This is a genomic window from Agromyces sp. Root1464 (assembly GCF_001427265.1).
GTDB lineage: Bacteria > Actinomycetota > Actinomycetes > Actinomycetales > Microbacteriaceae > Agromyces > Agromyces fucosus.
Map to the genome: position 1 here is coordinate 368,150 of NZ_LMFU01000003.1, position 24,200 is coordinate 392,349.

Below are 24,200 nucleotides of genomic sequence, written 5' to 3' on the forward strand. Positions count from 1 at the left end.
TCGGGCGGACGCCCCCTCCTGTTCCGCAGCGGCGTCGTGGACCGGCGCCTCCTGCTGCGGAATTCGTCAGGTGCTCAGACGCGGACTTCGCGCGCTTCTTCACCTGTGGTGCTCTCGGGTTCCTCCGGGGCGCCACGTCCTCTTCGAGCGAGGAAGACGGCCAGCACGATCAATCCGATGCCGATGAGCATGGGCACCACGATCCTCGCGATGATGGCGCCTGCGCCCCACTCGCCGCCGTCGTCAGCGTGAATCGTGGTCGTCGTGGTGATGTTCCACACGATCAGGAGGGCGGCCGTGAATGCTCCCGTATAGACCGAGCCTGAAGCCTTGTAGAAGTACACGGACAGGCACGCGGCGAGCGGGAGCATGATCAGGAACTGGTATCCGATCAGCACGAACTGCGACTTGAGGGGCTCGTTCACCAGCATCGTGCCCCCGGTGAGCATCGGCAGGTAGTCGATGAGGAAGCCGACGAGCAGCGGAGCAGCCAGGACGAGTGAGAATGCGATCATCTGCCGCGCCGGCGTGAGCTTCGCCCCGGTCCATCGCAATTGCGAGCTCAGTCCGACGTTGAGCACGAGGAGGTACGCGACGAACGGGAGTAGGTAGGCAAGGAAGATCGCCCAGTGCCGCCCGTCGATGATCGCGAGGGCCATCGTGTAGAAGCGGAAGTCCGTCTTGAAGAGCCAGTTGGAGAGCACGAGCAGCAGGTACGCGGACCCCACTGCGAGCAGCGCGACGGCCGCTGACCTGCCGACGACCGCCCAGCTGAAGCCTCCGCTCGCCGTCAGGCCGAGGTCGTGCACCGAGACGCGGCCGCGACGCTTGGAGCGGGCGTACCAGGTCGCGATGAGCACCAGCGAGATCGCGCCGTTCAGAACGGCCCAGGCGAGGATGCCGTTGGCCCACGTCTGCGGCCAGAACGGCAGGCCCGCCAGGCCGATGTTGCCGAGTTCCTGGAACGGCCAGAACGTCACGACCGGGACGACGCCGGTGATCGCCGCCGCGATGAGCCACGGCCACCCGAAGCGCTCGCCGCGAGCGGGGGGAACCAGTCGACGCGCAGCAGCGAACGCCGGCGAACCCCAGAGCAGGCCGCCCACGGCGAACACGGCGAGGAAGCCGCCGATGAGCGCGAGGCCTCCCCCGATCTCCTTCCAGATCCACACCTGCCCGTTCAGCGCCGTGCCCCCGTCGAGGGTCTGGCCGTACCAGTCCACGGCGTTCTGGACCGCATCGAAGCTGAAGGTCATGAACGGGTGGTTGCCGGCGACGAGGACCATCTTCCGCGCGGAACCGTCGGCGACGTCACCGTAGACCTCGTCGAGGACGACGGGCTGGTCGGTGCCGACCTGGGCCATCGCGATGTCACCGTCGGGCACGTTCGCGGGTACGGCTTCGCCCCAGACCGGTTCGGCGAACTCCTCCAACGACGACATGATGAACAGCGCGTTCTTGAGGGTCGGCGGATTTTCGGGGTCGGGCAGCGCGTACGGGACCGGGCCGGAGGCTTCGAACACGATCGACCGGTATAGGTCGGGTTCGGTCGCGGCGGCGACGTAGGCTTCGGCGCCGCCGCGGGAGTGCCCGCCGATGCCGACGTTGTCCGGGTCGATCATCGGAAGCTCGTGCAGATAGCGCAGGGCGGCCGCGCCGATCCAGCCGGACTCCTGATGTCCGTCGGATCCACCGTGGCCGTACTGGTCGGGCGCGAGCACGACATATCCGCGTCGGGACAGCTCGATCGCGTAGGCATCCTGCATCTCGCTGGAGTTGTTCGCGCCGTGGATCGCGAGGATTCCCGGCGCGGGTGTCTCCGCCGTTGCGGAGTCTGGGATGTAGAGCTTGCCGGCGATCATCTCGCCGCGTTCGCCGGCGATCGTGATGTCGCGGACGCTGACAGCGCCGAACGCTGTCTGGACGAGGGCGCCGAGGGCGCCGCCGAGGAGCACGAGTGCGATCGCAAGGCTCAGGAGCGCCCACTGACGCTTGGGGGGTGAGTCGAAGGTCATCATTGTCCTCTTTCTGAACGTGCATGGAATTGCCGTCTCGTCGGCGCGGGCGCACGACGAGGCCGGGCGTGTGTGCCTGGGGCGACAGGGCACGCGGAACCTGGAGGGGTGACGCTCCGGCTAGGGCCTCGACGGTCCGGCCTGGGCGAGGCGATCGAAGCCGTCGAGGATGAGATCGAGGATGAGCTCGAACTCGGCGTCTTCGTCGTGAACTGCTTCGGTCATCGATTCCGCGATGCGGGGGTACTGCGCCGACAGCTCGCCGGCGCGAAGGGCTGCCACCTCGACACCTGCGTCCGCCTCGCCGTCATTTCGGGCTTGCCGGTGCATCGAGCCCATGACGTGACCGTCGTAGGCATGCAACGCATAGTGCGCCAGCTGCACGGAGAGCCCTCCTTCGCGGAGGCGGTCCAGCACGGCATCGACGTAGCGCAGCCGCTCCGGGCCGACATGTCCGCGCGAAGCGAGGGGGGCTGACGCCCACGGGTGTTCCTTCAGTACCTCGTATGCGGCGATCCCGCTCGCTCGCAGCGCGCCTTTCCAGCCCGTTTCCGTCGGCGGAACGCTGAACCGGGCGGCCACCCGCTCGACCATCGAGTTCACAAGCTTGTCCTTGTTGCTCACGTGGCGATAGAGGGCCATCGCCTCGACCGCGAGCTGCTCGCCGACCCGGCGCATGCTGATCGCTTCAAGGCCGCCGTCATCGGCGATCGCGATGGCGGCGTCGATCACTCGATCTTTCGTCAGCTTCTCACGCATCGCCCCTCCATTTCCGAGCCGTGTTTACAGCATAAGCATACGCCGTAAACAACCAACAGCAATCGCACATCCTCCCAGGAAACCGAGCTCGATCGGCCGGTCGACGAGTCAGGGGGCCGCTGTCCGCCCAACAGGGTGCACGTTCGTGCAGTCAACGGTCGGCCGCGCCGCTTACCGCACCGCTGAGCGGCAGCTGACGTGCATCTGGCCGAAAGCGACGACTCGTCACCGTGAACGCAGAAATCCCGGCCTCATTCGAGACCGGGATTTCTTCGTGGGTTCTGACGAACACCTTGGTTGCGGGGGCAGGATTTGAACCTACGACCTCTGGGTTATGAGCCCAGCGAGCTACCGAACTGCTCCACCCCGCGTCACCGACTGCCTTGCGGCAGTCATCCACCGGATGATCGAGTCATCTGCGGTGGTTCGACCAGTTTACGTCACGGTTCGAGACCGCTCGACCACTTCAGAGGAACCGCCGGGTCGACTCCCCCACGGCTACCAGGTCGCGACGTACTCCGATACCGGCAGCACCGTGCTCCGAACGACCGGGAGACCGCGGCTGATGGCTTGCTCGATGCGGTCGCGCAGCGCCTGCGAATCGATGCGGTAGTCGACGAAGTCGGTGTCGCTGGCGTACACGCCGATCGGCAGGGTGATCGCCTGGAAGAACGAGAACAGCGGCCGGAACTGGTGCTCGATGATGAGCGCATGCCGGTCGCTGCCTCCCGTCGCCGCGAGCAGCACCGGCTTGTCGATGAGCGCGTACTGCCCGACGAAGTCGAACACGTGCTTGAACAGGCCCGTGAACGAGGCCCGGTACACCGGGCTGGCGACGACGAGGAGCGTGGCCGACTCGATGCGGCGCAGCGCCTCCTCGGCGATCGGGCTCAGGTCGGAGCGGCTGAGCGCTCCCGAGAACTCGCGGCCGATGTCGGAGAGCTCGATGAGGTGCGTCTCGACCTCGAGGTCATCGCCCTGACCCGCACGCAGGGCGGTGGCGAAACCCTCGAGGATCTCGCGGGCGAGCACGGTGGTCTTCGACGGCGAGTGCAGGCTTCCGGAGACGGCGACGATGGAGATGTTCGGCATGGATGGGACGCTAACCCCCTTCGGCCCATGCCGGGATCGCATCGGACGCGCAGGGTAAGCGAGCGAAACGGGCCTTCACGCGGCGTATCCGGGTGTCACGAATGGGCCGTCGAACGCGATCGGATGCCCCGCGGATGTCGCCGCGTGACCGCGCCCTGCTGCGTCACGCCTCGCGGAGAAGTCGCCACGTGACGCGCGCGGAGAAGTACAGGGCGTCGACCGGGATGTGCTCGTCAGCCGTGTGGAACTGCGAGAACACGTCGAAGTCGTCGGGCACCCGCAGCGGCACGAAGCCGTAGCCGGCGATGCCGAGGCGGGCGAGGTGCTTGTTGTCGGTGCTCGCAGGCAGCAGGTAGGGCACGACGACGCCGTGCTCGTCCTCGGCGGCGATCGCATGCTGGGCGATCCCGAGGAGCGGGGAATCGAGTGGCGCGGCGATGGGCGGGATCCATCGCCCCACCTCGAGCTCGACGTCGTCGCCCACGAGGCGCTGCAGGTCGGCGCGGAACGTGTCCTCGTGTCCGGGCAGGATCCGGAGGTCGAGCGCGGCGGTCGCCACGGCGGGGATGACGTTGGTCTTCGATCCGGCCTCGAGCACGGTCGGCGACGCGGTGTCGCGCAGGGTCGCGCCGACGATGCCGCCGACGAACCCGAGCTCGTCGAGCTGCGTCTCGAGCGCGGCATCCGTGAACTCGACGCCGCGCGCCGCTCCGAACCGCTCGAGGAACGCGTCGAGGGCGGGGGTGCGCGTCACCGGGAAGCGGTGCTCGCCGACCGCCGCGACGGCGCGGGCGAGGCGCACGACGGCGTTGTCCGCCGTCGGCCGCGAGCCGTGGCCTGGGCGGCCGCGCGTGCGCAACCGGGCCCATGCGACGCCCTTCTCGGCGGTCGCAACGAGGTAGGCGCGGCGCCCGGGCGCGAGCGGCACGGAGAACCCGCCGACCTCGCTGAGCGCCTCGGTGGCTCCCTCGAACAACTCGGGGTGGTGCTCGACGAGCCACTTCGCGCCCCACACGCCCCCGGCCTCCTCATCGGCGAAGAACGCGAAGACCAGGTCGCGCTCGGGCACCTCGGCGTCGCGCTTGAACGCTCGCGCGACCGCGAGGATGACGCCGGCGAAGTTCTTCATGTCGACGGCGCCGCGCCCGTAGAGCACGCCGTCCTCGATCTCGGCCCCGAAGGGCGGATGCGTCCAGTCCTGCCCCTCGACGGGGACGACGTCGAGATGCGCGTGCACGACGAGCGCCCCGCGGGACGGATCGCGTCCCGCGAGGCGGGCGACGACGCTCCCCCGGCCCGGCCGGGACTCGAGCAGGGTCGTCTCGTACCCGACCTCCTCGAGCGCGGCCTGCACGTACCGGGCGGCGCGGGTCTCACCATCGCCGATGGTGTCGGGACGGCCGGTGTTGACGCTCTCGATGCGGATGAGGTCGCGGATGAACCGCAGGGCCTCCTCCTCGAGGAGCGAGCCTGCGGCGGGGACTCGGCTGGAAGTCATGTCGTTCAGTCTCCTGTCGCTGGTCGCGCGCCACCACTGTGCCGACGCCGACGACCGACGGCAAGCCGCATGGTGTCGCGTGACGCGCCGTGAAGCGATGTGAGCGAATGCGACGGCGGATGACGCGCGCGATCCGCCCCGCGGCATCCTGCGTGAAGGGATGTTGCGATCGACGGCGCCCCGTGACGGGCGCCGTTGCAGTGATCGGATACCGGGCGGAGAGTGGCCGCCATGACACGACGAACGACCATCGCAGTCGCCCTCGACGGCGCCGGCTGGCACCCGGCCGCGTGGCGCGACCCCTCGGCGCGACCAACGGAACTCTTCAGCACCGGCTACTGGATCGACCTCGCACGCACCGCCGAACGAGCCGGCGTCGACTTCCTCACGATCGAGGACGCCCTCGGCCTGCAGTCAGCGGCGTTCGGCGCCGCCGACGACCGGACCGACGAGGTGCGCGGCCGCCTCGACGCACTCCTCATCGCCTCCTTCATCGCGCCGACGACGACCCGCATCGGGCTCGTGCCGACGGTGACGACCACGCACACGGAGCCGTTCCACGTCGCGACCGGCCTGCAGACGCTCGACTTCGCGAGCCGCGGGCGTGCGGGATGGCGCGTGCAGGTCTCGGGTGCGGCGCACGAGGCGCGTCACTTCGGTCGCCGGACCCTCGCGCCCCTCGACCTCGAAGCGGTGCGCCGGGGCGACTCCGCCCTCCTCCGCGAACTGTTCGACGAGGCCCGCGACGCGGTCGAGGTCGTGCGGCGCCTCTGGGACGGCTGGGAGGACGACGCCATCATCCGGGATGCCGCGACCGCGCGCTTCGTCGACCGCGACAAGCTGCACTACGCCGACTTCGAGGGCGCGCAGTTCTCGGTGAAGGGCCCATCGATCACCCCGCGATCACCGCAGGGCCAGCCGCTCGTGACCGCGCTCGCGCACCAGACGATTCCGTACGAGCTCGCCGCGACGAGCGCAGACCTCGTCTTCGTCACGCCGCACGACGAAAGCCAGGCGAGATCGATCCTCGACGAGGTGCGCAACGCCGAACTGCGGGTCGGCCGCACGGGCCGGCCGCTCTCGGTGCTCGCCGACGTCGTCGTGCTGCTCGAAGCGACTCCCGCGCTGGCGACCGCCGCGCTCGAACGCCTCGACGCCGCGCACGGTGCGCCGGCGACATCCGACGCCCTCATCTTCGCCGGCACGCCCGAGGCACTCGTCGAGCGCATCGGCGCCTGGACCGCGCTCGGCTACGACGGCGTGCGACTGCGCCCCGCCCGCCTCACTCGCGACCTCGAGCAGCTCGCCGAATGGGTGCTGCCCGCATTCGATCGAGCGGATGCCCCGGGCGCCACCCTGCGCGAACGCCTCGGCTTCGACCGCCCCGCCAACCGCTACGCCGTGGAGGAGACCGCAGCATGACGACGACACCCCGCCAGGTGCACCTGGCCGCCCATTTCCCCGGCGTCAACAACACGACCGTCTGGAACGACCCGCTGCAGCGCAGCCAGATCGACTTCGCCGCCTTCGAGCACTTCGCCCGCACTGCTGAGCGCGGCCGGTTCGACTACCTCTTCCTCGCCGAGGGGCTGCGGCTCCGCGAGCACAAGGGACGGATCCACGAACTCGACGTCGTCGGCCGCCCGAACACCCTCGCGGTGCTCGCCGCGCTGGCGGCGGTCACCCACCACATCGGCCTCGTCGGCACGCTGAGTGCCACGTTCAACGAGCCCTACGAGCTCGCCCGCCAGCTCGCGACGCTCGACCACCTCTCGAACGGCCGGGCCGGCTGGAACGTCGTGACGAGCTCGGATGCGTTCCACGGCGCGAACTTCCGCCGTGGCGGCTACCTCGACCACGGCGATCGCTACTCGCGCGCCTCGGAGTTCGTCAGCGTGGCGAAGGTGCTGTGGGACAGCTGGTCGCCCGACGCCGTCGTGGCCGACCGCGCGAGCGGGCGCTTCCTCGCCGACGACGCGATCGAGCCGTTCGCGCATCACGGGCCGCAGTTCGACGTAGCGGGCCGGTTCAACGTGCCGCGCAGCCCGCAGCGATATCCCGTGATCGTGCAGGCGGGCGACTCGGCCGATGGCCGCGACTTCGCCGCCGATCACGCCGAGGTCATCTTCTCGCGGCACAGCGTGTTCGAGGAGGCGCAGCAGTTCTACCGCGACGTGAAGGGCCGGCTCGCCGGGCGTGGCCGCACCGAGGACTCGCTGAAGATCCTGCCCGCCGTCACCTTCGCCCTCGGCGACACCGAGGCCGCGGCCGCGGAGCGGGCCCGCGAGGACGCGCTCGCGCAGGTCGGCCCGAAGACCGCGATCACGGTGCTCGAGCAGGTCTGGGGCGTCGATCTCTCCGACCGCGATCCCGACGGGCCGCTCCCCGAGTTCGACCCCGATCCCGAGGCGTCGATCACCAAGGGCTGGGCACCGCGCTATCCCAACGCCGTGCAGGTCGCCCGAGCCTGGCGAGCCAGGTCGGAGGCCGAGGGGCTCAGCATCCGCGAGCTCGTCATCGCGGTCACCGGACGCCAGTCGTTCGTCGGCACGCCCGCAAGCGTCGCCCGTGAGCTCGACCGCTACGTGCAGGAGCGCGCGACCGACGGCTTCGTCATCGTCGGCACCACCTCGCCGCACGGCCTCGACGAGTTCGTCGAGCGGGTCATCCCCGAACTGCAGGAGCGCGGGGTATACCGCACCGAGTACGAGGAGGGCGCGACCCTGCGCCGCACGCTCGGGCTGCCGGAACCGACCGAGGTCGCCGAGGAGGTGCGTCGTGTCGGCTGAGTCGGATGCCGCGGGCCGCAGGCCGCGTGCGAGGCGCGTGCCGCTCGCGGTGCTCGACCTCGTGCCCATCGCCGACGGTGACACCGCGGGCGGGGCGCTGCGCAACTCGATCGACCTCGCGCGGCGCGCCGAGGCGTTCGGGTATGCGCGCTACTGGCTGGCCGAGCACCACCTGAACCCCGGCGTCGCCGGGTCGGCGCCGCACACCCTGCTCGGCATCATCGCCGGCGCGACCGAGCGGATCCGCGTCGGCACGGCCGCGACGATCCTCGGCAACTACGAGCCGCTCCAGGTGGCGGAGGCGTTCGGCACCGTCGCGTCGCTGTGGCCCGACCGGGTCGACCTCGGCCTCGGCCGCTCGGGGTTCCCGACCCCGGCATCGGCGGGGGCCGCGGCGTCAGCTCCGGCCGCGGAGCCCGCAGTCGCGGCATCCGGGGCCCTCGTCAACCGCATCATCGACGGTCTCGTCGTGCCCCCGGTGCGCCCGTTCCACGCCGACCGAGCGCGCTTCGCGCTGCAGGGGCGGCTCCTCGGGCGGGAGCCCGGCGACGCCACGCGGTTCGCCGACACGGTCGACGACCTGCTGGCCTTCTTCGCCGGAGACTACGAGGGCGACGGCATCGCCGTCACCGTGCAGCCCGCCGAGGGCAGCGGCGTGCAGGTCTGGATCCACGGCTCGACCGCCGGGGAGAGCGCCCGCATCGCCGGGCGCCTCGGCCTTCCCTACGGCGCCAACTACCATGTCGCGCCCAGCGGGGTCATCGAGTCGCTGGCCGAGTACCGCGCGCACTTCCAGCCGTCGGCAGGGCTCGACCGACCGCACACGATCGTGTCGGTCGACGTCGTCGTCGCCGAGACCGACGCCGAGGCGCACCGCATCGCGGCAGGCTACGCCGAGTGGGTGCTCTCGATCCGCGAGGGCCAGGGCGCCGTGCCGTACCCGCGCCCGGAGGAGGCCCTGCCCGACTCCGCGCTCGCCTCCATCGAGCTCACCGCCGTGCAGGACCGGCTCGACACGCGCTTCGTCGGCTCCCCCGAGACCGTCGTCGGGCTGCTCGAGACCCTCCAGCGCGTCACCGGCGCCGACGAGCTGCTCGTCACGACGATCACACACGACCACGACGCACGAGTCGCGTCGTACCGGCTGCTCGCCGACGCCTGGTCGGGGGCGGGAGCATCCGGCCTCGCCGACGCAGCGGATCTCGCCGAGGGCACCCGTACCGCCCACGATCGGGAGGCTCTCACGAGCGCCTGAACGGGCTGCCCGTGAACGAACGGATGCCGCGTGGCCCATCGGCCACGCGGCATCCGTCGTTCTCAGGCTGCTACTCGGACTTCGGCAGCCCGGGCGGGTTGATCTCGGACTCCTCGACGGCCTCCGTGGTCAGCGCCCAGCGGTCGAGGACCTCCTGGTAGGTCCCGTCGTCGATGATCGACTGCAGCACGAGCTGCACCGGCTCGATGAGCCCGTTGCCCTTCAGTGTTCCCGTCGCGATCGGCGCGGTCTCGGGCCATCCGCCGTTCAAGGTGCCGACGAGCTTCGTCTCGCCGGTCGTCGCGGCGCGGTACGCCGCGGTCGCGTTCGGCCCGAACGAGGCGTCGACGCGGCCAGACGACAGCGCGAGGTCCGATGCCGCCTGGTCGTCGTAGTACACGAGCTCGGCCGGCGCGTCGCCGCCCTCCTCGAGTTCGGCGTTCCAGGCGAGCAGGATCTTCTCCTGGTTGGTGCCTGAGCCGACGACGATCTTCAGGCCCGAGATGTCCGCTGCGCTCTCGATCGCGTCGATGTCGCTGTCGGCCTGCACGTAGAAGCCGAGCAGGTCCTGACGGTAGCTCGCGAAGTCGTAGAGCTCCTTGCGCTCCTCGGTGACCGTGACGTTCGACGCGACGAGGTCGTACTTGCCCGACTGGATGCCGAGCGGCCAGTCGGCCCAGTTCACGGCGACCGGGTTGTACTCGAGGCCGAGGCCGTCGGCGACGAGTGAGCCGAAGTCCGCCTCGGCACCGATGATCGTGGCGTCGTCGTCCGAGGCGAGCACGCCGAGCGGCGCCGCGAACGGCGAGATCGCCACGGTGAGCTTGCCGGCCTCGATGGGCGTGAACCCGCTCGCCTCGAGCGCGTCGACCGCGGCCTGCACGGGCTCGACCGTGGGGCGATCTTCGGCGTTCTGCGACGTGAGGTCGAACTGCGACGCCGCCTGCACCTGCTCCTCGGTGCTGCCGGACGCCGCATCCTCGGCCGCGGCGGAGTTGCCGGCGCCGACCGCCCAGACGACGCCGCCGCCGATGATGGCGATGGCCGCGACGCCCGCGACGATCACCCCCAGCTGCTTCTTGTTGATTGCCATGAGAGGACTCTCCTAGTGTTGTTTCCGTCCGATAGCCGGGTCGGTTTCTCGGATTCGCCCGGTGCCCGCAGTGCAATGCGAGCACCGGGTCCTTCTCGCCGGGCGCTCTGGTCTAGAGCACCTTCGCGAGGAAGTCGCGGGTGCGACGGTGCCGGGCGTTCCGCAGCACCTGGCCGGGGGTTCCCTGCTCGACGATCTCGCCGTGATCGAGGAACACGATGCGATCGGCGACCTCACGGGCGAATCCGATCTCGTGCGTGACGATCACGAGCGTCGTCCCGTCGCGGGCGAGGCCGCGGATGACGTCGAGCACCTCGCCGACGAGCTCGGGATCGAGCGCCGAGGTCGGTTCGTCGAACAGCAGCACCTTGGGCGACAGCGCGAGCGCCCTCGCGATCGCGACGCGCTGCTGCTGGCCGCCCGACAGCTGCCTCGGGTAGTGGTCCGCCTTGTCGGCGAGGCCGACCCGTGCGAGCAGGCCCTCGGCCAGCGCGCGAGCGTCCGGCCACGTGAGCCGCTTGTGCGCGACCGGCGCCTCGATGATGTTCTCGATCGCCGTGAGGTGCGGGAACAGGTTGAAGTTCTGGAAGACGAGTCCGACCTGAGTGCGTCGACGCAGGATCTCGGCCTCGCGCAGCTCGTGGAGCGTGTCGCCCCTCCGCTCGTACCCGATGTACTGCCCGTCGACGGTGACCGATCCGCGGTCGACGGTCTCGAGGTGGTTGATCGCCCGCAGCAGGGTCGACTTGCCCGAACCCGACGGCCCGATCAGCGCCACGACCTGGCCGGGCTCGATCGCGAGGGAGACGTCGCGGAGCACAGTGTTCGCACCGTACGACTTGGTGACGTCCGAGATCTCGACGCGGCCGACGGTCGCGACCTTGCGCGTCGCGACGTACTGCTCGTCGAACGAGGGCGTGAGCGTCGTGCTGGTCATGCGGCACCTCCGGTGCGGGACTGGTCGGATGCCGCAGCAGCGGCCGACGTGGCGGGTTCGGGTCGTGCGGGGGCGGGTCGAGCGGGCGGCGGCTCGGCCGAGGTGTGCCCGTCGCCGAGCCGGTTCCAGTGCTCCGTGACCCAGCGCCGGGCCCGTTGCACGGGCGTCGGCGGCAGCTCGCGCACCGAACCGCGGGCGTAGCGCCGCTCCACGTAGTACTGCGCGATCGAGAGCACCGTCGTGATGAGGGCGTACCAGACGACCGCCACGAGCAGCAGCGGGATGACGCGCTGGTTGCGGTTGTAGATGACCTGCACCGTGTAGAACAGCTCGGGCAGCGCGACGATGAACACGACCGAGGTGCCCTTCACGAGCCCGATGATCTCGTTGAAGGCGTTCGGCACGATGGCGCGAGCGGCCTGCGGCAGCGTGATCCGGAAGAAGCGGATGCTGCGGGGCAGGCCGAGCGCGCCGGCGGCCTCGAGCTGGCCCTGATCGACCGAGAGGATGCCGGCCCGGATGATCTCGGCCGAATAGGCGGCCTGGTGGAGCGACAGGCCGATGGCCGCCGCGGCGAATGCGCTGATGAGCGTCGTCGTGGGGAACTCGACGATCCAGAAGTCCGTGGTGAACGGCGTGCCGAGTCCGAGCGTCGGATACAGGTATCCGAGGTTGTACCAGACGAGGATCTGCACGACGAGCGGCACGGACCGGAAGAACCAGACGTACCACCATGCCGCCGCGTTCAGCAGCGGCGACTTCGACAGGCGGAAGACGGCGAGCACGGCGCCGAGCACGAAGCCCGCGACGCCCGAGACGACCGTGAGACCGAGCGTCAGCCACAGGCCGTTGATCACCGACGGTGCGAAGAAGTACTCCGCGAACACGTCCCATTGCCACTGCGGGTTCGTCGCGAGCGACCACAGGAACTGGAGGATGACGAACGCGACGATCGCCGAGAACGCCCAGCGGCCCCAGTGCTTGACGGGCACGACGCGGAGGCCGGCGTCCAGCCGGCCACCCGCCGGGCCGGCCTGCGCCCCGGAGTCCGCCGAGGCATCCGCCGGTCGCTCGCTCGCCGACGCCGCCTCGCCGGTCGCGCCATCCGCGTCGCTCGTGGGCGTCGCCGTTCCTGCCGGATGCGCCGTGGTCTCGGATCGGGGGGCGACGATGCGGCTCATGCGCGGACTCCTTCGGTGACGAGCGCCTTGTCGAACGCGTGGATGCCGATCTGCTCGGCCGGGAGCGACGGGTCGAAGCGAGGCGTGTACCCGCTCGCCAGGTACAGCGCGACGGCTTCGGGCTGGCGCGGCCCGGTCGTGAGCGTCACGGCGGTGTAGCCGCGGCTCCGCGCGACGTCCTCGAGTTCGGCGACGACCCGTCGACCGAGGCCGCGGCCACGATGATCGGGGTGCGTCCACACGCGCTTGAGTTCGGCGGTGCGGTCGTCGAACCGCTTGAACGCACCGCCCGCGATCGGCTCGCCGTCGTCCAGGATGACGAGGAACGCGCCGTGGGGCGGCGCGAAGTCCGACGCCGGATATCGGTTCAGCTCCGTGCTCGCACGTTCGCCGAAGAAGTCGCCGTACCGGCCGTCGTACTCGCGCTCGAGGTCGGCGAGCAACGGCTTCGCCAACGTGTCGTCCGCGCTCACGTGCCGCACGCTCAACTGGGTGGTCATCGCTCACTCCGTCCTGCTCGTCGATGCATTCCGCTGCCGAGATGGAGCGGGTCGAGTCGAAGCTACGGAGCGGCGAAGGGCGGGGGCAACGGGGTGATTCATGGGGCGACCGATAGCGTCACCCCACGTCAACTCCGGCGCGAGAACGTCGGAATGGCGGCCTTCACGGATCGACACATGACGAATTCCGTCGTCGGCATGTGGCGAACTCCTACGCCGGCTCCAGCGAAGCCGGTTCAGGCTGTGGTGAATCGCCCCAGTCGGAAGATGCCCGGGGACGGACGCCCGTCGGCCAGGTCGGCGAGGATGCGGCCGACCGCGGGCGTGAACTTGAAGCCGTGCCCCGAGAAGCCGGCGCCGACCGTGATCGGCCCCGAGGCGTCGAGCACGAAGGTCGAGTCGGGCGTGGTCGTGTACGTGCAGCTGATCGGGGTCGCGACGTCAGCGTCGACGCCGGGCAGCCATTCGCGGGCGTAGCGGCGGAGCGCCGCGAACTGCACGGGCTCGGCCTCATAGTCGCGCCGGTCGGGATCGACCACGGGGCCCACCCCGTGCCATCCGGCCTTGACGCCCTCGCCGGGGGTGAGCATGCCGTAGGTGCCCGAGTACCACCAGTCGTCGTCGGCACCCGGATGGTGGTTGAAGCCCGGCCAGGTGATCGTGTCGTCGAGCACGGCGAAGTGCGCGGGCTGCTCCTGCGTGACGACGAGGCGCGGCAGGGCGACGAGGCCGCCGAGCAGCTTCGAGGTCCAGCCGCCGACGGCCACCACTGCGCGGCGGGCCGTGATCGTTCCGCGATCGGTCTCGACCTGCACGCGGTCGTCGTCGAGCACGCGGATGCTGCGCACGGGGGTCTCATGCCGGACGTCGGCTCCGCGAGCGGCCGCCGCCGACTGGAACGCCCGCACCGCGGCATCCGCGTTCAGACGACCGGCCGTCGGCAGGTGCAGGGCCCTCGTCGTGAATCGCAGGCCCGGCCAGCGTCGCCCCGCCTCTTCGGGCGGCAGGAACTCGCTCGGGATGCCGGCCGCGGCGAGCGCGGCGTGCACGTGGTCGTGGCCGGGATTGCGCCCGTGGTCGACGAGGCCCACCTGGTCGAGGATCGCGGTGCGCGTCTCGGCCTCGAGCTCGCGCCACTCGAGCTGCGACTCGAGCAGCATGGCGACGTGTGCGGGCTCGGCGTACGCGAGGTTGAAGTTGCGGGAGGCACCGTGCGAGGCGCCGTTGCGATGGCCCGGCGCGAAGCGTTCGAGCAGGGTGACCTCGCGACCGCGGCGCGCGAGGTTCCACGCGGCCGAGGAGCCCATCGCTCCCCCGCCGATCACCACGACGTCGGTGTCGAGCGCGTTCATGAGGCGACGCCGAGCTCGTCGCGCCCGGCCTCAGCTCCGGCGTGCACGTCGATGGTGAACGCGAGCAGCCGGAATGTGCGGCCCCCGTCGACGATCTCGCGCTCGCGGTCGGTGAGGCGGGTGAACCCCAGCTTCTCGTAGAGCGCGTGCGCCCCCACCATCTGCGGGCCGCTGTTCATGACGACCCGGTCGAGCCCACGCTGCCGGGCGAGTTCGATGACATGGCGGGTGAGGAGCGCGCCGACACCGCGTCCGCGAGCCGACGGGTCGACGGCGAGCAGCCGGAAGTCGAGTTCGCCGGGCTCCGCGAGCGGGGAGATGGTGCGGCCCGGCCGAGGCGTCGCGACGGAACCGAGCAGGGCGCCCGTCGCGGCATCTGCGGCGACCCACACCTCGTGCTCGGCGGCGCGATCGCCGACGGCGAGGATCGAGGCGCGGTATCCGTCGGAGATCTCGTAGTCGAGCTCGTAGGCGCGAAGCGACAGGGCGGCGACCTCGTCGTAGTCGTCGGGTCGTGCGAGACGCACCTGTGGCTGCTGGGTGTCGCTCATCGATCCTCGATCCTACGGGGGACACCGGACACGCCGCTCACCGGGCCGCTCCCCGAGACTCGGCGATTCGGCCCGCGGGCGCCGAGGCGGCCTCGACGACGGCCGCGGCATCCGCTTCGACGCCGCCGCTGACCGCCGGCCGCTGCGCATACGGATCTCCGGGCCCCCAGAGCGTGCTCGGGAACTCGCGCCGCGCGACGGGCGCGACCTCGGCCGCGAACCGCTCGATGAGCTCGACCTGCTGCTCGACCGGCGGTGTCGTCGGCAGGCTGATCGACTGCAGGTCGTGCCCGAGTGCGCCGTGGAAGCGGCCGATCTTGTCGATGACCTGCTGCGGGCTGCCGACGAGCGCGGGCCCCTCGGCGATCGCGTGGTCGATGTCGCGGAACGTCGAGTTGTTGCCAGGCACGTTCGTCGCCGCGACGAGCGCTTCGTAGACCGGGCCGTACAGCTCGCGCGCCTGCTGCGTCGTATCGGCGATGAACAGCGCACCGGCGCCGGCCCCCACGTACGCGAACCGCGGATCGTGGCCGTGACGGGCGACCTCGTCGCGGTAGTGCTGCACGAGCACCGCGTAGTTGCGCAGCGGCTGGATCGCGTTCGCACTGAACAGCGGGTCGCCCCAGCGCGCGGCCAGTGCAGCCGAGGCGAGCGTCGTCGCCGACCCGTGCCACACCCGCGGCGCCCCGGCGTACGGCCGCGGCAGCGTCGTGGTGCCGCGCTGCGCACGCGTGTACGGCGTCGCCTCCCAGTCGACGTCGGTCTCGCGCCAGAGCCGGCGCAGCAGTGCGTACCGGTCGGCGAGGAGCTCCCATTGGTCGTCGATCTCGAGCCCGAAGAGCGGGAACTGCGCTGCCTCGTTGCCCTTGCCGATCGTGAGGTCGAGGCGCCCGCGCGAGAGCTGGTCGATGGTCGCGTAGTCCTCGGCGACCCGCACCGGGTCGAGCACCGACAGGACGGTCACCCCCGTCTGCAGGCGGATGGTCGAGGTCACGGCCGCGATCGCACCGAGCAGCACGGTGGGCGACGACGAGAGGAAGTGTCCCGCGTGGCGCTCCCCCACCGCGAAGGCGTCGAAGCCCAGGCGTTCGGCCCGACGGGCGAACTCGACGGTCTGGTCGAGCCGTTCCGCCGGGCTCACGAGCCGGCCGGTGAGCGGGTTCCGAACGTACGGGACGATGTCGAGGATCTGGAAGCGCATGGGTTCTCTCCGCTCGAAGGTCAGACGATGCCAGCGACGTCAGCGATGTCGGCGACGTTTCGCTCGATCGGGGTCTTCTCGCCGGCCTCGATGCCGACCGGGAGTCGGTTGCCGGCGGGCGGCAGCGGGCACGTGGCGTGGTCGGTGTAGGCGCAGGGCAGGTTCACGGCTCGGTTGAAGTCGAGCAGCACGCCGCCGTCGGCGCCGGGAGCGTCGATCTCGAGGGAGCGATTGGCCGCGTAGGTGGTGAGCCCGCTCGTGGCGTCGGTGAAGAGCACGGTGAGCGTTCCGGGCGCGTGACCGTTGAACGCGACGAGCCGGAACGTCTCGCCGCGCAGCTCGAACTCCACCTCGCCGGGCACCTCGTAGACGTGCTGCAGGCCCTCGGCGGCCGAGCCGACCGTGACCTCGCGCGCCGTCTCGACGGGGACGAACCGCCCGCGAGCGATCCAGCGCGGGTTCGGCAGGTAGGTGGGCGTGCCGGTGAAGCGCGCCAGATAGGGGTTCGAGGGGTCGCGAGGTCGCACGATGTCGCGACCACCGCGGCGCGCCACCTCGACGGCGACGTCACCGGCTCGCACCACGACACCGCCGCGCTCGACGATCGGGCCGAAGGCGTGGCGACCCGTGATGCCCGTGCCGTCGGCTGCCACGAGGGACTCGCCGTCGTCGAGTTCGACGACGGGCCCCGTGGCATCCGTCCACCAGTTGCCCGGGACGCCGTCGTAGCGGGTGGGCGTCTCGTCGAGCCAGTGGATCGCCGTCACGGCGAGGAAGCCGTGCGGGTCGGCCCGACGGGTCTCGTGGTCGCGGTGCCAGTCCTCCCACTCGCGTGCGAAGGCGGCGCGATCAAGCTTGGCGGTGGTGGCAGGAGTAGCGGCGGTGGCGGTGGCAGTGGCGTCGAGTGTCGTCATGTCGCCACTGTCATGCCTGCGAGCCTGCATCGCCAGCGGCTCCGTCACGGATCGCCGCCGACCGCAACATCCGGTCACGGGACGAGGGAGGGGCCGTCATGGAACGCCGCAAACGCAGAAATCCCGGCCTCGTTCGAGACCGGGATTTCTTGTGCGCTCTGACGAACATTTGGTTGCGGGGGCAGGATTTGAACCTACGACCTCTGGGTTATGAGCCCAGCGAGCTACCGAACTGCTCCACCCCGCGGCACAAGAAGAAACTCTATCACGAGTGTCGGGCCCCGTCGAATCGAGGCGGAGGAGGTGATGAAACGGGCGGCGGACGCCGCGGCATCCGCTTTCACGCACCCGAAGAGGTGTGCACGGACTGCACAGTTCGCCCGATTCGATGGAGGAATCCGCAACGATCCCGCGCCGGGGTGCACCCGATCCCCCATTCTTTGTTAGGACTCTTTCCAAACTCGATCCGACCTTGCTACGGTCGCCGCAACCGTTCACCCAGCACGGCTCCGACGACGATCGATGAGGATTCAATGTCACCACGCCACCTGCTCCGCGGAGCGGCCGTCACGGCCGCCGCGACCGCGCTCATCGCCGCTTCGGCGGTCTCCCCCGCACTCGCCCACGGAGACGGCGGCCATGGCCAGGGCCACCACGATCACGCCGGCTCCGGCGGCCCGGCCGACATCAACGGCTACCGCTCCGTCGGTTACCTCATGGCGGACACCCCGGTCACCCGCGACTACCAGATCGAGGACCTCCTGCGCACGGGGGCCATCGACGACGTCACCCACATCAACTACGCCTTCGGCAACGTCACGACGAACCTGAAGTGCGAGATCACGGATGTCCCGGGCGAGGGCGACGCCCAGAACGACTACCTGCGGCTCGTGTCGGCGACCGACTCCGTCGACGGCAAGAAGGACAAGGCGAACAAGCACCAGCGGCTCGCCGGCAACTTCAATCAGTTGAAGAAGCTGAAGGAGGTCAGCCCCGACACGAAGGTGCTCATCTCCCTCGGCGGCTGGACCTGGTCGGACAACTTCTCCGAGGCGGCATCCACCCCCGAGAGCCGCGCCGCGCTCGTCTCCTCGTGCATCGACGTCTACCTCAAGGGCGACCTGCCGAAGGTCGGCACCCTCGGCGGCCCGGGCGCCGCGGCCGGTGTCTTCGACGGCATCGACGTCGACTGGGAGTGGCCCGTCAACGGCGGCGAGACGGCGAACGCGAAGCCCGAGGACAAGGAGAACTTCCTCGCGCTCATGGAGGAGTTCCGCGCGCAACTCGATGCCTACGGCGCCGAGACGGGCGAGGACTACCTGCTCACCGCGTTCGGCCCCGCCGGCGGCTGGAACACGAACGCGGGCGGCTGGAACACCGCTCGCCTCTTCGACTCGATCGACTGGCTCAACGTGCAGGGCTACGACTACGCCGGCGGATGGACCGGCAACACCGGCCACCAGGGCAACTTGCACCCCGACGGCGCCAACAACTGGGGCCTCGCGATCGACAACGCCGTCGCGCTCTACACCGCCGGCGGCGCCCGCCCCGACCAGCTGAACGTCGGCCTCGCGGCCTACGGGCAGGGCTGGACCGGAGTGACGGTCGGCGACCGCGCCGGATGGACGCCCGACCCCGCGGTCACCTCGCTCGGCACGAAGCCGTACTACGAGATCCGCGACATCGGCGAGGCGTACTTCGACCCCGCACTCGGCGCCTCGTGGCGGTACGACGCCGCGAGCGGCCAATGGTGGAGCCTCGACGACCCGAACTCGGTCACCGCGAAGGCCGAGTGGCTCGCCGCCCAGGGCTACGGCGGCGCGATGTGGTGGGACCTCTCGGGCGACTACCGGGGCGAGCTCGGCAGCGCACTCGGCGACGCCCTGCGGTCAGCTGAGGAGGGCCCGCTCGACTGAAACCGGAGAACAGCGGATGCCTCGGAGCAGACTCGCTCCGAGGCATCCGTGCTGTTCAGGGGCCGTGGCCGCGACGAGCGCCGACCTGCTCAGGCCGATGGCGTGCGCGGCACCGCGACGAGCTCGTACGAGAGCGGCAGCCACTGCTCGGCGGGCCAGCCGTACATGCCCTCGCCCACCTCGACGGTCGCCGGGAAGATGCGCCATGGCACGCGGTAGTGCTCGGTGAACGTCTCGACATCGAGGCCGGCCTCGCGGAGCGCCCCGAATACCTCGGCGAGCGGATGCATCCACTCCCACGTGCGCGCATTGGCGAGGGATGCCCCGGCGTCGGCGTAGTCGCTCGGGTCGTCGATGACGTCGGGCGACTCGTTCGAGTACGGGTAGGCGAACACCGGCAGACCACCTGGCCCGCCGTCGCCGTCGAACACGAACGCGGCGGGGTGCCCGTCGGCGAAGACGAAGCGGCCGCCGGGCTTCACGAACCACGCGACGATGCGCGCCCACTCCGCGGCATCCGGCAGCCAGCCGATCGTGCCCCACGAGGTGAACACGAGGTCGAACGACTCGGGCTCGGGCAGCATGTGGCGGGCGTCGTAGACGTTCGCCTCGATGAACCGGGCGCGGTGCGAGAGGTCGAGCTCTTCGGCCATGCGGCGCGCCTCGGCGACCGCCTGCGGCGAGAAGTCGATACCGACGACGGTGGCGCCGAGATTCGCGAGCGACAGGGTGTCGGAGCCGAAGTGGCACTGCAGGTGCAGCACCCGCACACCCTCGAGGCCGTTCGGATAGAGCCGGTCGAGCGTCTCCCGCACGATCGGATCGAGCACGTCGCCGCCCTCGCGGAGCCGGGTGCGGTCGTACATCTCGGAAGCCACGTGCACCGCGACGCGTTCGTCCCAGTTCGCGAGATTGTCGTCGAGCCACTCGCCTCCGCGCAGATCGACGCCCACGTCACTCCGCCTTGGTGGCTTCGAGCAGCTTCGCGATGATCTCGGCGAGCTGCGCGTCGGCGGCGCCGTATGCGGCCCAGTCACCGGCAGCGAGTGCGGCCTGCTTGTTCTTCAGCGCCTGCGACGCCTGGTTCAGCAGTGCCTGCACCTCATCGCTCGGCGCCGTCGGATCGGTCGGCGTCTCGCCGCCCTCCTCGGTCGGCGGCGGCGTCGCGCCCGGATCCACCTCGTTGTCACCGGCATCGGCGCCCGAGTCGCCGCCGAACAGCACGTCGAGCGCGAGGTCGAGGGTGTCCTGGAAGGCGATCTGGTCGCCGAAGGCGACGAGCACCTTCTGCAGCAGCGGGTAGCTCGTGTTACCGGTTGACTCGACGTAGACCGGTTGCACGTAGAGGAGGCCACCGCCCACCGGTACCGTCAGCAGGTTGCCGTTGATCACGTTCGACTGACCCTGCTTCAGCAGGTTCAGCGATTGCGAGACCGTCGGGTCGGAGTTGAACTTGGCCTGCACCTGACCGGGGCCTGGCACGTTGTCGTCTTCGGGCAGCGTCAGAAGCCTGAGCTTGCCGTACCCGTCGGCGCGTTCGCCGTCGGTGGCACCGGCATCGGCGTCGACCGCGAGATAGCCGCGCAGGACGTTGCGGCTCTGCTCGCCGCGCGCCTCGGGGATGAAGGTCGAGTAGAGCGAGTATGCCGGCTCGTCTTGACCGGGCATCTGCATCGTCAGGTAGTACGGCGGCTGCAGCAGCGTGCTGCCGGTGTCGGCGGTCGGGTCCTTCGGCGTCGTCCACGCGTCTTCACGCGAGTAGAACGGAACCGCTTCGGTCACGTGGTAGCGGCCGAGCACCTCGCGCTGCACCTTGAACAGGTCGGACGGGTAGCGCACGTGGCTCATGAGGTCGCCCGACATCTTGCTCATCGGTTCGAGCGTCGTCGGGAAGACCTTCTGCCAGGTCTGGAGGATCGGGTCCTTCTCGTCCCACGCGTAGAGCGTCACGGTGCCGTCGTACGCGTCGACCGTGGCCTTCACCGAGTTGCGGATGTAGTTGACCTCGTCGAAGGCGAGCGTCGGCGCCTGCGTCTCGCTGTCGGCGATCGCCTCGCTCATGCTGACCTTGTTGGAGTACGGGTACTGGTCGGAGAGGGTGTACCCGTCGACGATCCAGACGACCTTGCCGTCGACGACCGACGGGTAGGTGTCGGAATCGAGCGTCAGGTACGGGGCGACCTTCTGCACGCGCTCGACGGGGTCGCGGTCGTAGAGGATCTGCGAGTCGGTCGTGACCTGGTCGGAGAGGAAGATCTGCTCGGACTGGAACTTCAGCGCGTACACGAGCTTCGTGAAGGCGTTGTCGAGCTTGGGACCGCCGTCGCCCGCGAAGGTCGTCTGCGTCTGGTCGGCGCCCTCGGAGCCCGACGGGTAGTCGAGCTCGATCGGCTTCGCGTCCTTCGGCGCACCGACGATCGAGTATGCGGGCGAATTCTCGCCGAAGTACACGCGCGGCTGGAAGTCGCCGAGCACGCCCGACGAGGGAATGCCGGACTGCAGGAACACCGGCTGGCCGTCGACCGAGCGCTGGTTGCCCGCAGCGGCGACGAGTCCGTAGCCGTGCGTGTAGACGAGGTGCGAGTTGAACCAGGTCTCGGCGTCGCCGAGGCCCGAGAGGTTCACGTCGCGCACCGCGACGACCGTGTCTTGCGAGGCGCCGTCGATCTCGTACCGGTCGACGTCGAGGGCCGACGGGAACTGGTAGTACTGGCGGAACTGCTCGAGCTGCTGGAATGCCGGGCCGATCACGAGCGGGTCCATCAGGCGGATGCTCGCCGTCGTCGCGGCGTCTTCGCGCAGCGCACCCTGCTCGGCGTCGGTCTTCGCCTCGAACGGGATCTCCTCGACGTCGGCGATGCCGTACGCGTCTCGAGTGAGGTCGATGTTGCGCTGGATGTACGGCTCCTCGAGCGAACGCGCGCTCGGGTCGACCTGGAAGCGCTGGATGACCCAGGGGTAGAGGGAGCCGATGAGGAGGCTCGAGACCACGAGCAGCGCCGTGCCGACGAGCGGCAGGCGCCAGCGCCCGATGATCGCGGTGATGAAGAAGAGCACCGCGACGACCGCGGCGATCGCGGCGAGGATGCCCCGGCCCGGGATCGTGGCGTTGACGTCGGTGTAGGAGGCACCCGTGATGAGGGAACCCGTCTCGGTCACCGTCGCGTACTGGTCGAGCCAGATGCTCACCGCCTGCAGCAGCAGATAGATGCCGGCGGTCACCGCGATCTGGATACGCGCCGACTTCGAGATGACGATCTCGCGACCGCTCACGCGGAGCGCGCCATAGAGGTAGTTCGTGGCGATGACGAGCAGCAGCGACAGCAGCACGACGGCGGAGGCGAAGCCCACGACGGAGCGGTAGAACGGCAGCTCGAACACGTAGAAGCCGACGTCGAACCCGAACTGCGGGTCGGTCGTGCCGAACGGCGTGCGGTTCAGCCACGCGAGGGTGCCCTCCCAGCGGCTCGACGCCGAGACGCCGGCGAAGATGCCGAGCACCACCGGGATGCCGTACATCGCGAGACGGCGCAGCGGCTCGAACACCTCTTGGTAGCGGTCGAGCTGCGAGTTCAGCTTCGCGTAGACGGGACGCGAACGATAGGCGATCTGGATGGATCCCCAGACGGGCAGCGCCATGGCCACGAAGCCGATGAGGAAGAGCACGATGCGTGCGATCCACTCGGTGGTGAGCACCGAGAGGAAGCCGAGCTGGTCGTACCAGAGCACATCGGCGTAGATGCCGGCGAAGGCGAAGAACGCGACGACGAGCGCGGCGACGACGCCGATCGTGATCGCGATCGGGGCGCGCCTGCGCGGGATCCTCGGTTCTTGCGGCTGTGCTGACACTCTCGGCCTCGTGTTCGGTCGGGATGGGATCGGGATTCCATCCTAGAGTTGCGTTCCTTTGAATCGCCTGTTCAGGCGGGACAGGAGGGGTAGGACCCCGTCACTTCGCCGTCGGCGACGTCTTCGACGATCGTGCGGGCCTCGTCGAGGGTCTTCACGGCGAACACCGTGACGCCGTCGGGCACGTTGCCGCTCACTTCGTCGCAGTTCGACTCGGGGGCGAGGAACCAGTCGGCACCGGCGCGCTCGGCGCCCCAGAGCTTCTGGCGGATGCCTCCGATGGGTCCGACCCGGCCGGCCGAGTCGATGGTGCCCGTGCCCGCGAAGATCTCGCCGCCCGTCATGGGCCCGGGCGTGAGCTTGTCGACGATGCCGAGCGCGAACATCATGCCGGCGCTCGGGCCGCCGACGTCGTCGAGTTGCAGCTCGACGTCGATCGGGAACTCGTAGACCATGCGCACGCCCACGCCGATGACGGCCGTGCCGTCGCGGTCGACGGGGGTCACCTCGACGGTCAGCGGGGCGCCGTCGCGGGTGATGTCGACCTGCGCCGGGGCATCCGTGCCGTGCTCGCGCACCGCTGTCTGGAGTTCGGTGATCGAGTTCACGTCGGTGCCGTCGAACGAGACGATGACGTCTCCCTCTTCGAGGATGCCGTCGGCGGGCGAGCCCTCGAGGAGCCCGGCGACCGTCACCTCGCGAGGGAAGTCGTAGTCGAGCTCGACGAGCGCGGCCGCGATCGCGTCCTGCTGGGAGTCGACCATGGCGGCTTGGTTCTGGGCGTCGCGGTCTTCGCTGCTGATGCCCGGGGGGAAGATCGCCTCGACGGGGATGACGGAACGCGTGCGGTCGAACCAGGCGGCGAGCACCTCGAGCCAGTTCGGCGTCTGGCCGGGGCGACCGACGACCGAGACCGTGAGGAGGTTGAGCTCGCCGTCGGTGGGGTAGGTGGTCTCATCGGGGATCTCGATGAGCGGCACCTCTTCGTCGTCCCCGTTCTCGGCGACGCCGAGGGTGTCGTAGACGGGACCGGGCTGCTCGATCACGTAGGGCGACGGCATGAACGCGAAGATCACGCCGATCACGATCGCGACCGTGATCGCGATCCATCCGATGCGCTCGCGCAGTGGGCGACGCCCCTCGTTCGGCTCGGACTTCCAGCGGGACTGGTCTGGCGCTGAGGTGTGGTCCGACCCTGGGGTCTCGTCGTCGAAGATGCTCAACCGACATCCTTCCGGGCGGTGTTCGAACTCGCGTGCCGGCCCTGTTCGCGAAGGGCGGACACCCGGAACGCCCAG

Annotated in this window: 19 protein-coding genes and 2 tRNA genes; 4 read left to right on the forward strand and 17 right to left on the reverse strand. The window is 69.9% G+C overall.

Translation table 11 applies throughout. The annotated features are described in order from the left end of the window. Nucleotides 1–74: 74 nt before the first annotated feature. The 5 genes from ASD23_RS17315 to ASD23_RS17335 all read right to left on the reverse strand — a co-directional run bounded on the left by ASD23_RS17315 (nt 75) and on the right by ASD23_RS17335 (nt 5,364). On the reverse strand, nt 75–2,015 hold the full coding sequence (locus ASD23_RS17315; protein ID WP_162248762.1) for an alpha/beta hydrolase family protein: 1,941 nt from the start codon (nt 2,013–2,015) through the stop codon (nt 75–77). Nucleotides 2,016–2,135: 120 nt separating this feature from the next. Further along, nucleotides 2,136–2,774: a TetR/AcrR family transcriptional regulator C-terminal domain-containing protein gene (locus tag ASD23_RS17320; RefSeq protein ID WP_056014364.1), complete on the reverse strand. Its 639-nt coding sequence runs from the start codon at nt 2,772–2,774 to the stop codon at nt 2,136–2,138. A 294-nt stretch (nt 2,775–3,068) separates the two neighbouring features. After that, nucleotides 3,069–3,145, reverse strand: a tRNA-Met gene (locus ASD23_RS17325). A gap of 127 nt (nt 3,146–3,272) precedes the next feature. Further along, on the reverse strand, nt 3,273–3,866 hold the full coding sequence (gene msuE, locus ASD23_RS17330; protein WP_056014367.1) for an FMN reductase: 594 nt from the start codon (nt 3,864–3,866) through the stop codon (nt 3,273–3,275). 163 nt (nt 3,867–4,029) lie between these two features. Then, nucleotides 4,030–5,364, reverse strand: a complete 1,335-nt coding sequence (locus ASD23_RS17335) for a M20/M25/M40 family metallo-hydrolase (protein ID WP_056014372.1) — start codon at nt 5,362–5,364, stop codon at nt 4,030–4,032. Nucleotides 5,365–5,595: 231 nt separating this feature from the next. Between ASD23_RS17335 and ASD23_RS17340 the strand changes: the two genes are divergently transcribed. Genes ASD23_RS17340 through ASD23_RS17350 form a run of 3 tightly spaced genes read left to right on the forward strand, consistent with a single transcriptional unit; the run spans nt 5,596 to nt 9,408 of the window. Then, nucleotides 5,596–6,786 (forward strand): LLM class flavin-dependent oxidoreductase, encoded by a 1,191-nt coding sequence (locus ASD23_RS17340; protein WP_056014374.1) that lies wholly within the window; start codon nt 5,596–5,598, stop codon nt 6,784–6,786. Beyond that, entirely contained in the window at nt 6,783–8,153 is a 1,371-nt protein-coding gene (locus ASD23_RS17345; protein ID WP_056014377.1) for an NtaA/DmoA family FMN-dependent monooxygenase, read from the forward strand. The genes ASD23_RS17340 and ASD23_RS17345 overlap by 4 nt, the downstream gene beginning before the upstream one ends. Then, nucleotides 8,143–9,408, forward strand: coding sequence for an LLM class flavin-dependent oxidoreductase (locus tag ASD23_RS17350; protein WP_235507804.1), 1,266 nt, complete (start codon nt 8,143–8,145; stop codon nt 9,406–9,408). Before ASD23_RS17345 ends, ASD23_RS17350 begins: the two co-directional genes overlap by 11 nt. Before the next feature lie 70 nt (nt 9,409–9,478). Here the strand turns inward: ASD23_RS17350 and ASD23_RS17355 are convergent, their stop codons facing one another. The 9 genes from ASD23_RS17355 to ASD23_RS17395 form a co-directional block, all read right to left on the reverse strand. Next, nucleotides 9,479–10,501 carry an ABC transporter substrate-binding protein gene (locus tag ASD23_RS17355; protein ID WP_056014382.1) on the reverse strand — a complete coding sequence of 341 codons (1,023 nt, stop codon included), beginning with the start codon at nt 10,499–10,501 and terminating at the stop codon, nt 9,479–9,481. A gap of 112 nt (nt 10,502–10,613) precedes the next feature. Next, a complete protein-coding gene (locus ASD23_RS17360) occupies nt 10,614–11,438 on the reverse strand; it encodes an amino acid ABC transporter ATP-binding protein (protein ID WP_082571625.1) in 825 nt (274 codons plus the stop codon). Then, nucleotides 11,435–12,619, reverse strand: coding sequence for an amino acid ABC transporter permease (locus ASD23_RS17365; RefSeq protein ID WP_082571626.1), 1,185 nt, complete (start codon nt 12,617–12,619; stop codon nt 11,435–11,437). Before ASD23_RS17365 ends, ASD23_RS17360 begins: the two co-directional genes overlap by 4 nt. Further along, nucleotides 12,616–13,119, reverse strand: a complete 504-nt coding sequence (locus ASD23_RS17370; protein ID WP_056014385.1) for a GNAT family N-acetyltransferase — start codon at nt 13,117–13,119, stop codon at nt 12,616–12,618. Before ASD23_RS17370 ends, ASD23_RS17365 begins: the two co-directional genes overlap by 4 nt. 236 nt (nt 13,120–13,355) lie before the next feature. Continuing rightward, the gene (locus ASD23_RS17375; RefSeq protein ID WP_056014388.1) at nt 13,356–14,471 is read right to left on the reverse strand and encodes an FAD-dependent oxidoreductase; all 1,116 of its coding nucleotides are present in this window, start codon (nt 14,469–14,471) and stop codon (nt 13,356–13,358) included. Then, nucleotides 14,468–15,022, reverse strand: a complete 555-nt coding sequence (locus ASD23_RS17380) for a GNAT family N-acetyltransferase (protein WP_056014391.1) — start codon at nt 15,020–15,022, stop codon at nt 14,468–14,470. Before ASD23_RS17380 ends, ASD23_RS17375 begins: the two co-directional genes overlap by 4 nt. Before the next feature lie 37 nt (nt 15,023–15,059). Then, complete coding sequence (locus ASD23_RS17385) at nt 15,060–16,223, reverse strand: LLM class flavin-dependent oxidoreductase (RefSeq protein ID WP_056014394.1); 1,164 nt, start codon at nt 16,221–16,223, stop codon at nt 15,060–15,062. Between the two features lie 20 nt (nt 16,224–16,243). Continuing rightward, nucleotides 16,244–17,137, reverse strand: coding sequence for a DUF1684 domain-containing protein (locus tag ASD23_RS17390; protein ID WP_056014398.1), 894 nt, complete (start codon nt 17,135–17,137; stop codon nt 16,244–16,246). Nucleotides 17,138–17,307: 170 nt separating this feature from the next. Continuing rightward, nucleotides 17,308–17,384, reverse strand: a tRNA-Met gene (locus tag ASD23_RS17395). A gap of 286 nt (nt 17,385–17,670) precedes the next feature. On the opposite strand from ASD23_RS17395, the gene ASD23_RS17400 reads away from it, so the two are divergent. After that, nucleotides 17,671–19,053, forward strand: a complete 1,383-nt coding sequence (locus tag ASD23_RS17400) for a glycoside hydrolase family 18 protein (RefSeq protein WP_056014401.1) — start codon at nt 17,671–17,673, stop codon at nt 19,051–19,053. An 89-nt stretch (nt 19,054–19,142) separates the two neighbouring features. On the opposite strand, the gene ASD23_RS17405 is transcribed toward ASD23_RS17400, so the two are convergent. The 3 genes from ASD23_RS17405 to ASD23_RS17415 form a co-directional block, all read right to left on the reverse strand. Beyond that, nucleotides 19,143–20,006, reverse strand: coding sequence for a class I SAM-dependent methyltransferase (locus ASD23_RS17405; RefSeq protein WP_056014404.1), 864 nt, complete (start codon nt 20,004–20,006; stop codon nt 19,143–19,145). A 1-nt stretch (nt 20,007) separates the two neighbouring features. Continuing rightward, the gene (locus ASD23_RS17410) at nt 20,008–22,902 is read right to left on the reverse strand and encodes a UPF0182 family membrane protein (RefSeq protein WP_082571627.1); all 2,895 of its coding nucleotides are present in this window, start codon (nt 22,900–22,902) and stop codon (nt 20,008–20,010) included. A 71-nt stretch (nt 22,903–22,973) separates the two neighbouring features. Continuing rightward, a complete protein-coding gene (locus ASD23_RS17415) occupies nt 22,974–24,125 on the reverse strand; it encodes a YlbL family protein (RefSeq protein ID WP_235507805.1) in 1,152 nt (383 codons plus the stop codon). Nucleotides 24,126–24,200 lie beyond the last annotated feature (75 nt).

What these genes read in the sequence shown, in the direction of transcription:
- ASD23_RS17320 (WP_056014364.1), bottom strand. Translation starts at nt 2,774, where the DNA reads ATGCGTGAGAAGCTGACGAAAGATCGAGTGATCGACGCCGCCATCGCG.
- ASD23_RS17335 (WP_056014372.1), bottom strand. Translation starts at nt 5,364, where the DNA reads ATGACTTCCAGCCGAGTCCCCGCCGCAGGCTCGCTCCTCGAGGAGGAG.
- ASD23_RS17370 (WP_056014385.1), bottom strand. Translation starts at nt 13,119, where the DNA reads ATGACCACCCAGTTGAGCGTGCGGCACGTGAGCGCGGACGACACGTTG.
- ASD23_RS17380 (WP_056014391.1), bottom strand. Translation starts at nt 15,022, where the DNA reads ATGAGCGACACCCAGCAGCCACAGGTGCGTCTCGCACGACCCGACGAC.
- ASD23_RS17315 (WP_162248762.1), bottom strand. Translation starts at nt 2,015, where the DNA reads ATGACCTTCGACTCACCCCCCAAGCGTCAGTGGGCGCTCCTGAGCCTT.
- ASD23_RS17385 (WP_056014394.1), bottom strand. Translation starts at nt 16,223, where the DNA reads ATGCGCTTCCAGATCCTCGACATCGTCCCGTACGTTCGGAACCCGCTC.
- ASD23_RS17390 (WP_056014398.1), bottom strand. Translation starts at nt 17,137, where the DNA reads ATGACGACACTCGACGCCACTGCCACCGCCACCGCCGCTACTCCTGCC.
- ASD23_RS17375 (WP_056014388.1), bottom strand. Translation starts at nt 14,471, where the DNA reads ATGAACGCGCTCGACACCGACGTCGTGGTGATCGGCGGGGGAGCGATG.
- ASD23_RS17355 (WP_056014382.1), bottom strand. Translation starts at nt 10,501, where the DNA reads ATGGCAATCAACAAGAAGCAGCTGGGGGTGATCGTCGCGGGCGTCGCG.
- ASD23_RS17360 (WP_082571625.1), bottom strand. Translation starts at nt 11,438, where the DNA reads ATGACCAGCACGACGCTCACGCCCTCGTTCGACGAGCAGTACGTCGCG.
- msuE (WP_056014367.1), bottom strand. Translation starts at nt 3,866, where the DNA reads ATGCCGAACATCTCCATCGTCGCCGTCTCCGGAAGCCTGCACTCGCCG.
- ASD23_RS17345 (WP_056014377.1), top strand. Translation starts at nt 6,783, where the DNA reads ATGACGACGACACCCCGCCAGGTGCACCTGGCCGCCCATTTCCCCGGC.
- ASD23_RS17365 (WP_082571626.1), bottom strand. Translation starts at nt 12,619, where the DNA reads ATGAGCCGCATCGTCGCCCCCCGATCCGAGACCACGGCGCATCCGGCA.
- ASD23_RS17400 (WP_056014401.1), top strand. Translation starts at nt 17,671, where the DNA reads ATGTCACCACGCCACCTGCTCCGCGGAGCGGCCGTCACGGCCGCCGCG.
- ASD23_RS17340 (WP_056014374.1), top strand. Translation starts at nt 5,596, where the DNA reads ATGACACGACGAACGACCATCGCAGTCGCCCTCGACGGCGCCGGCTGG.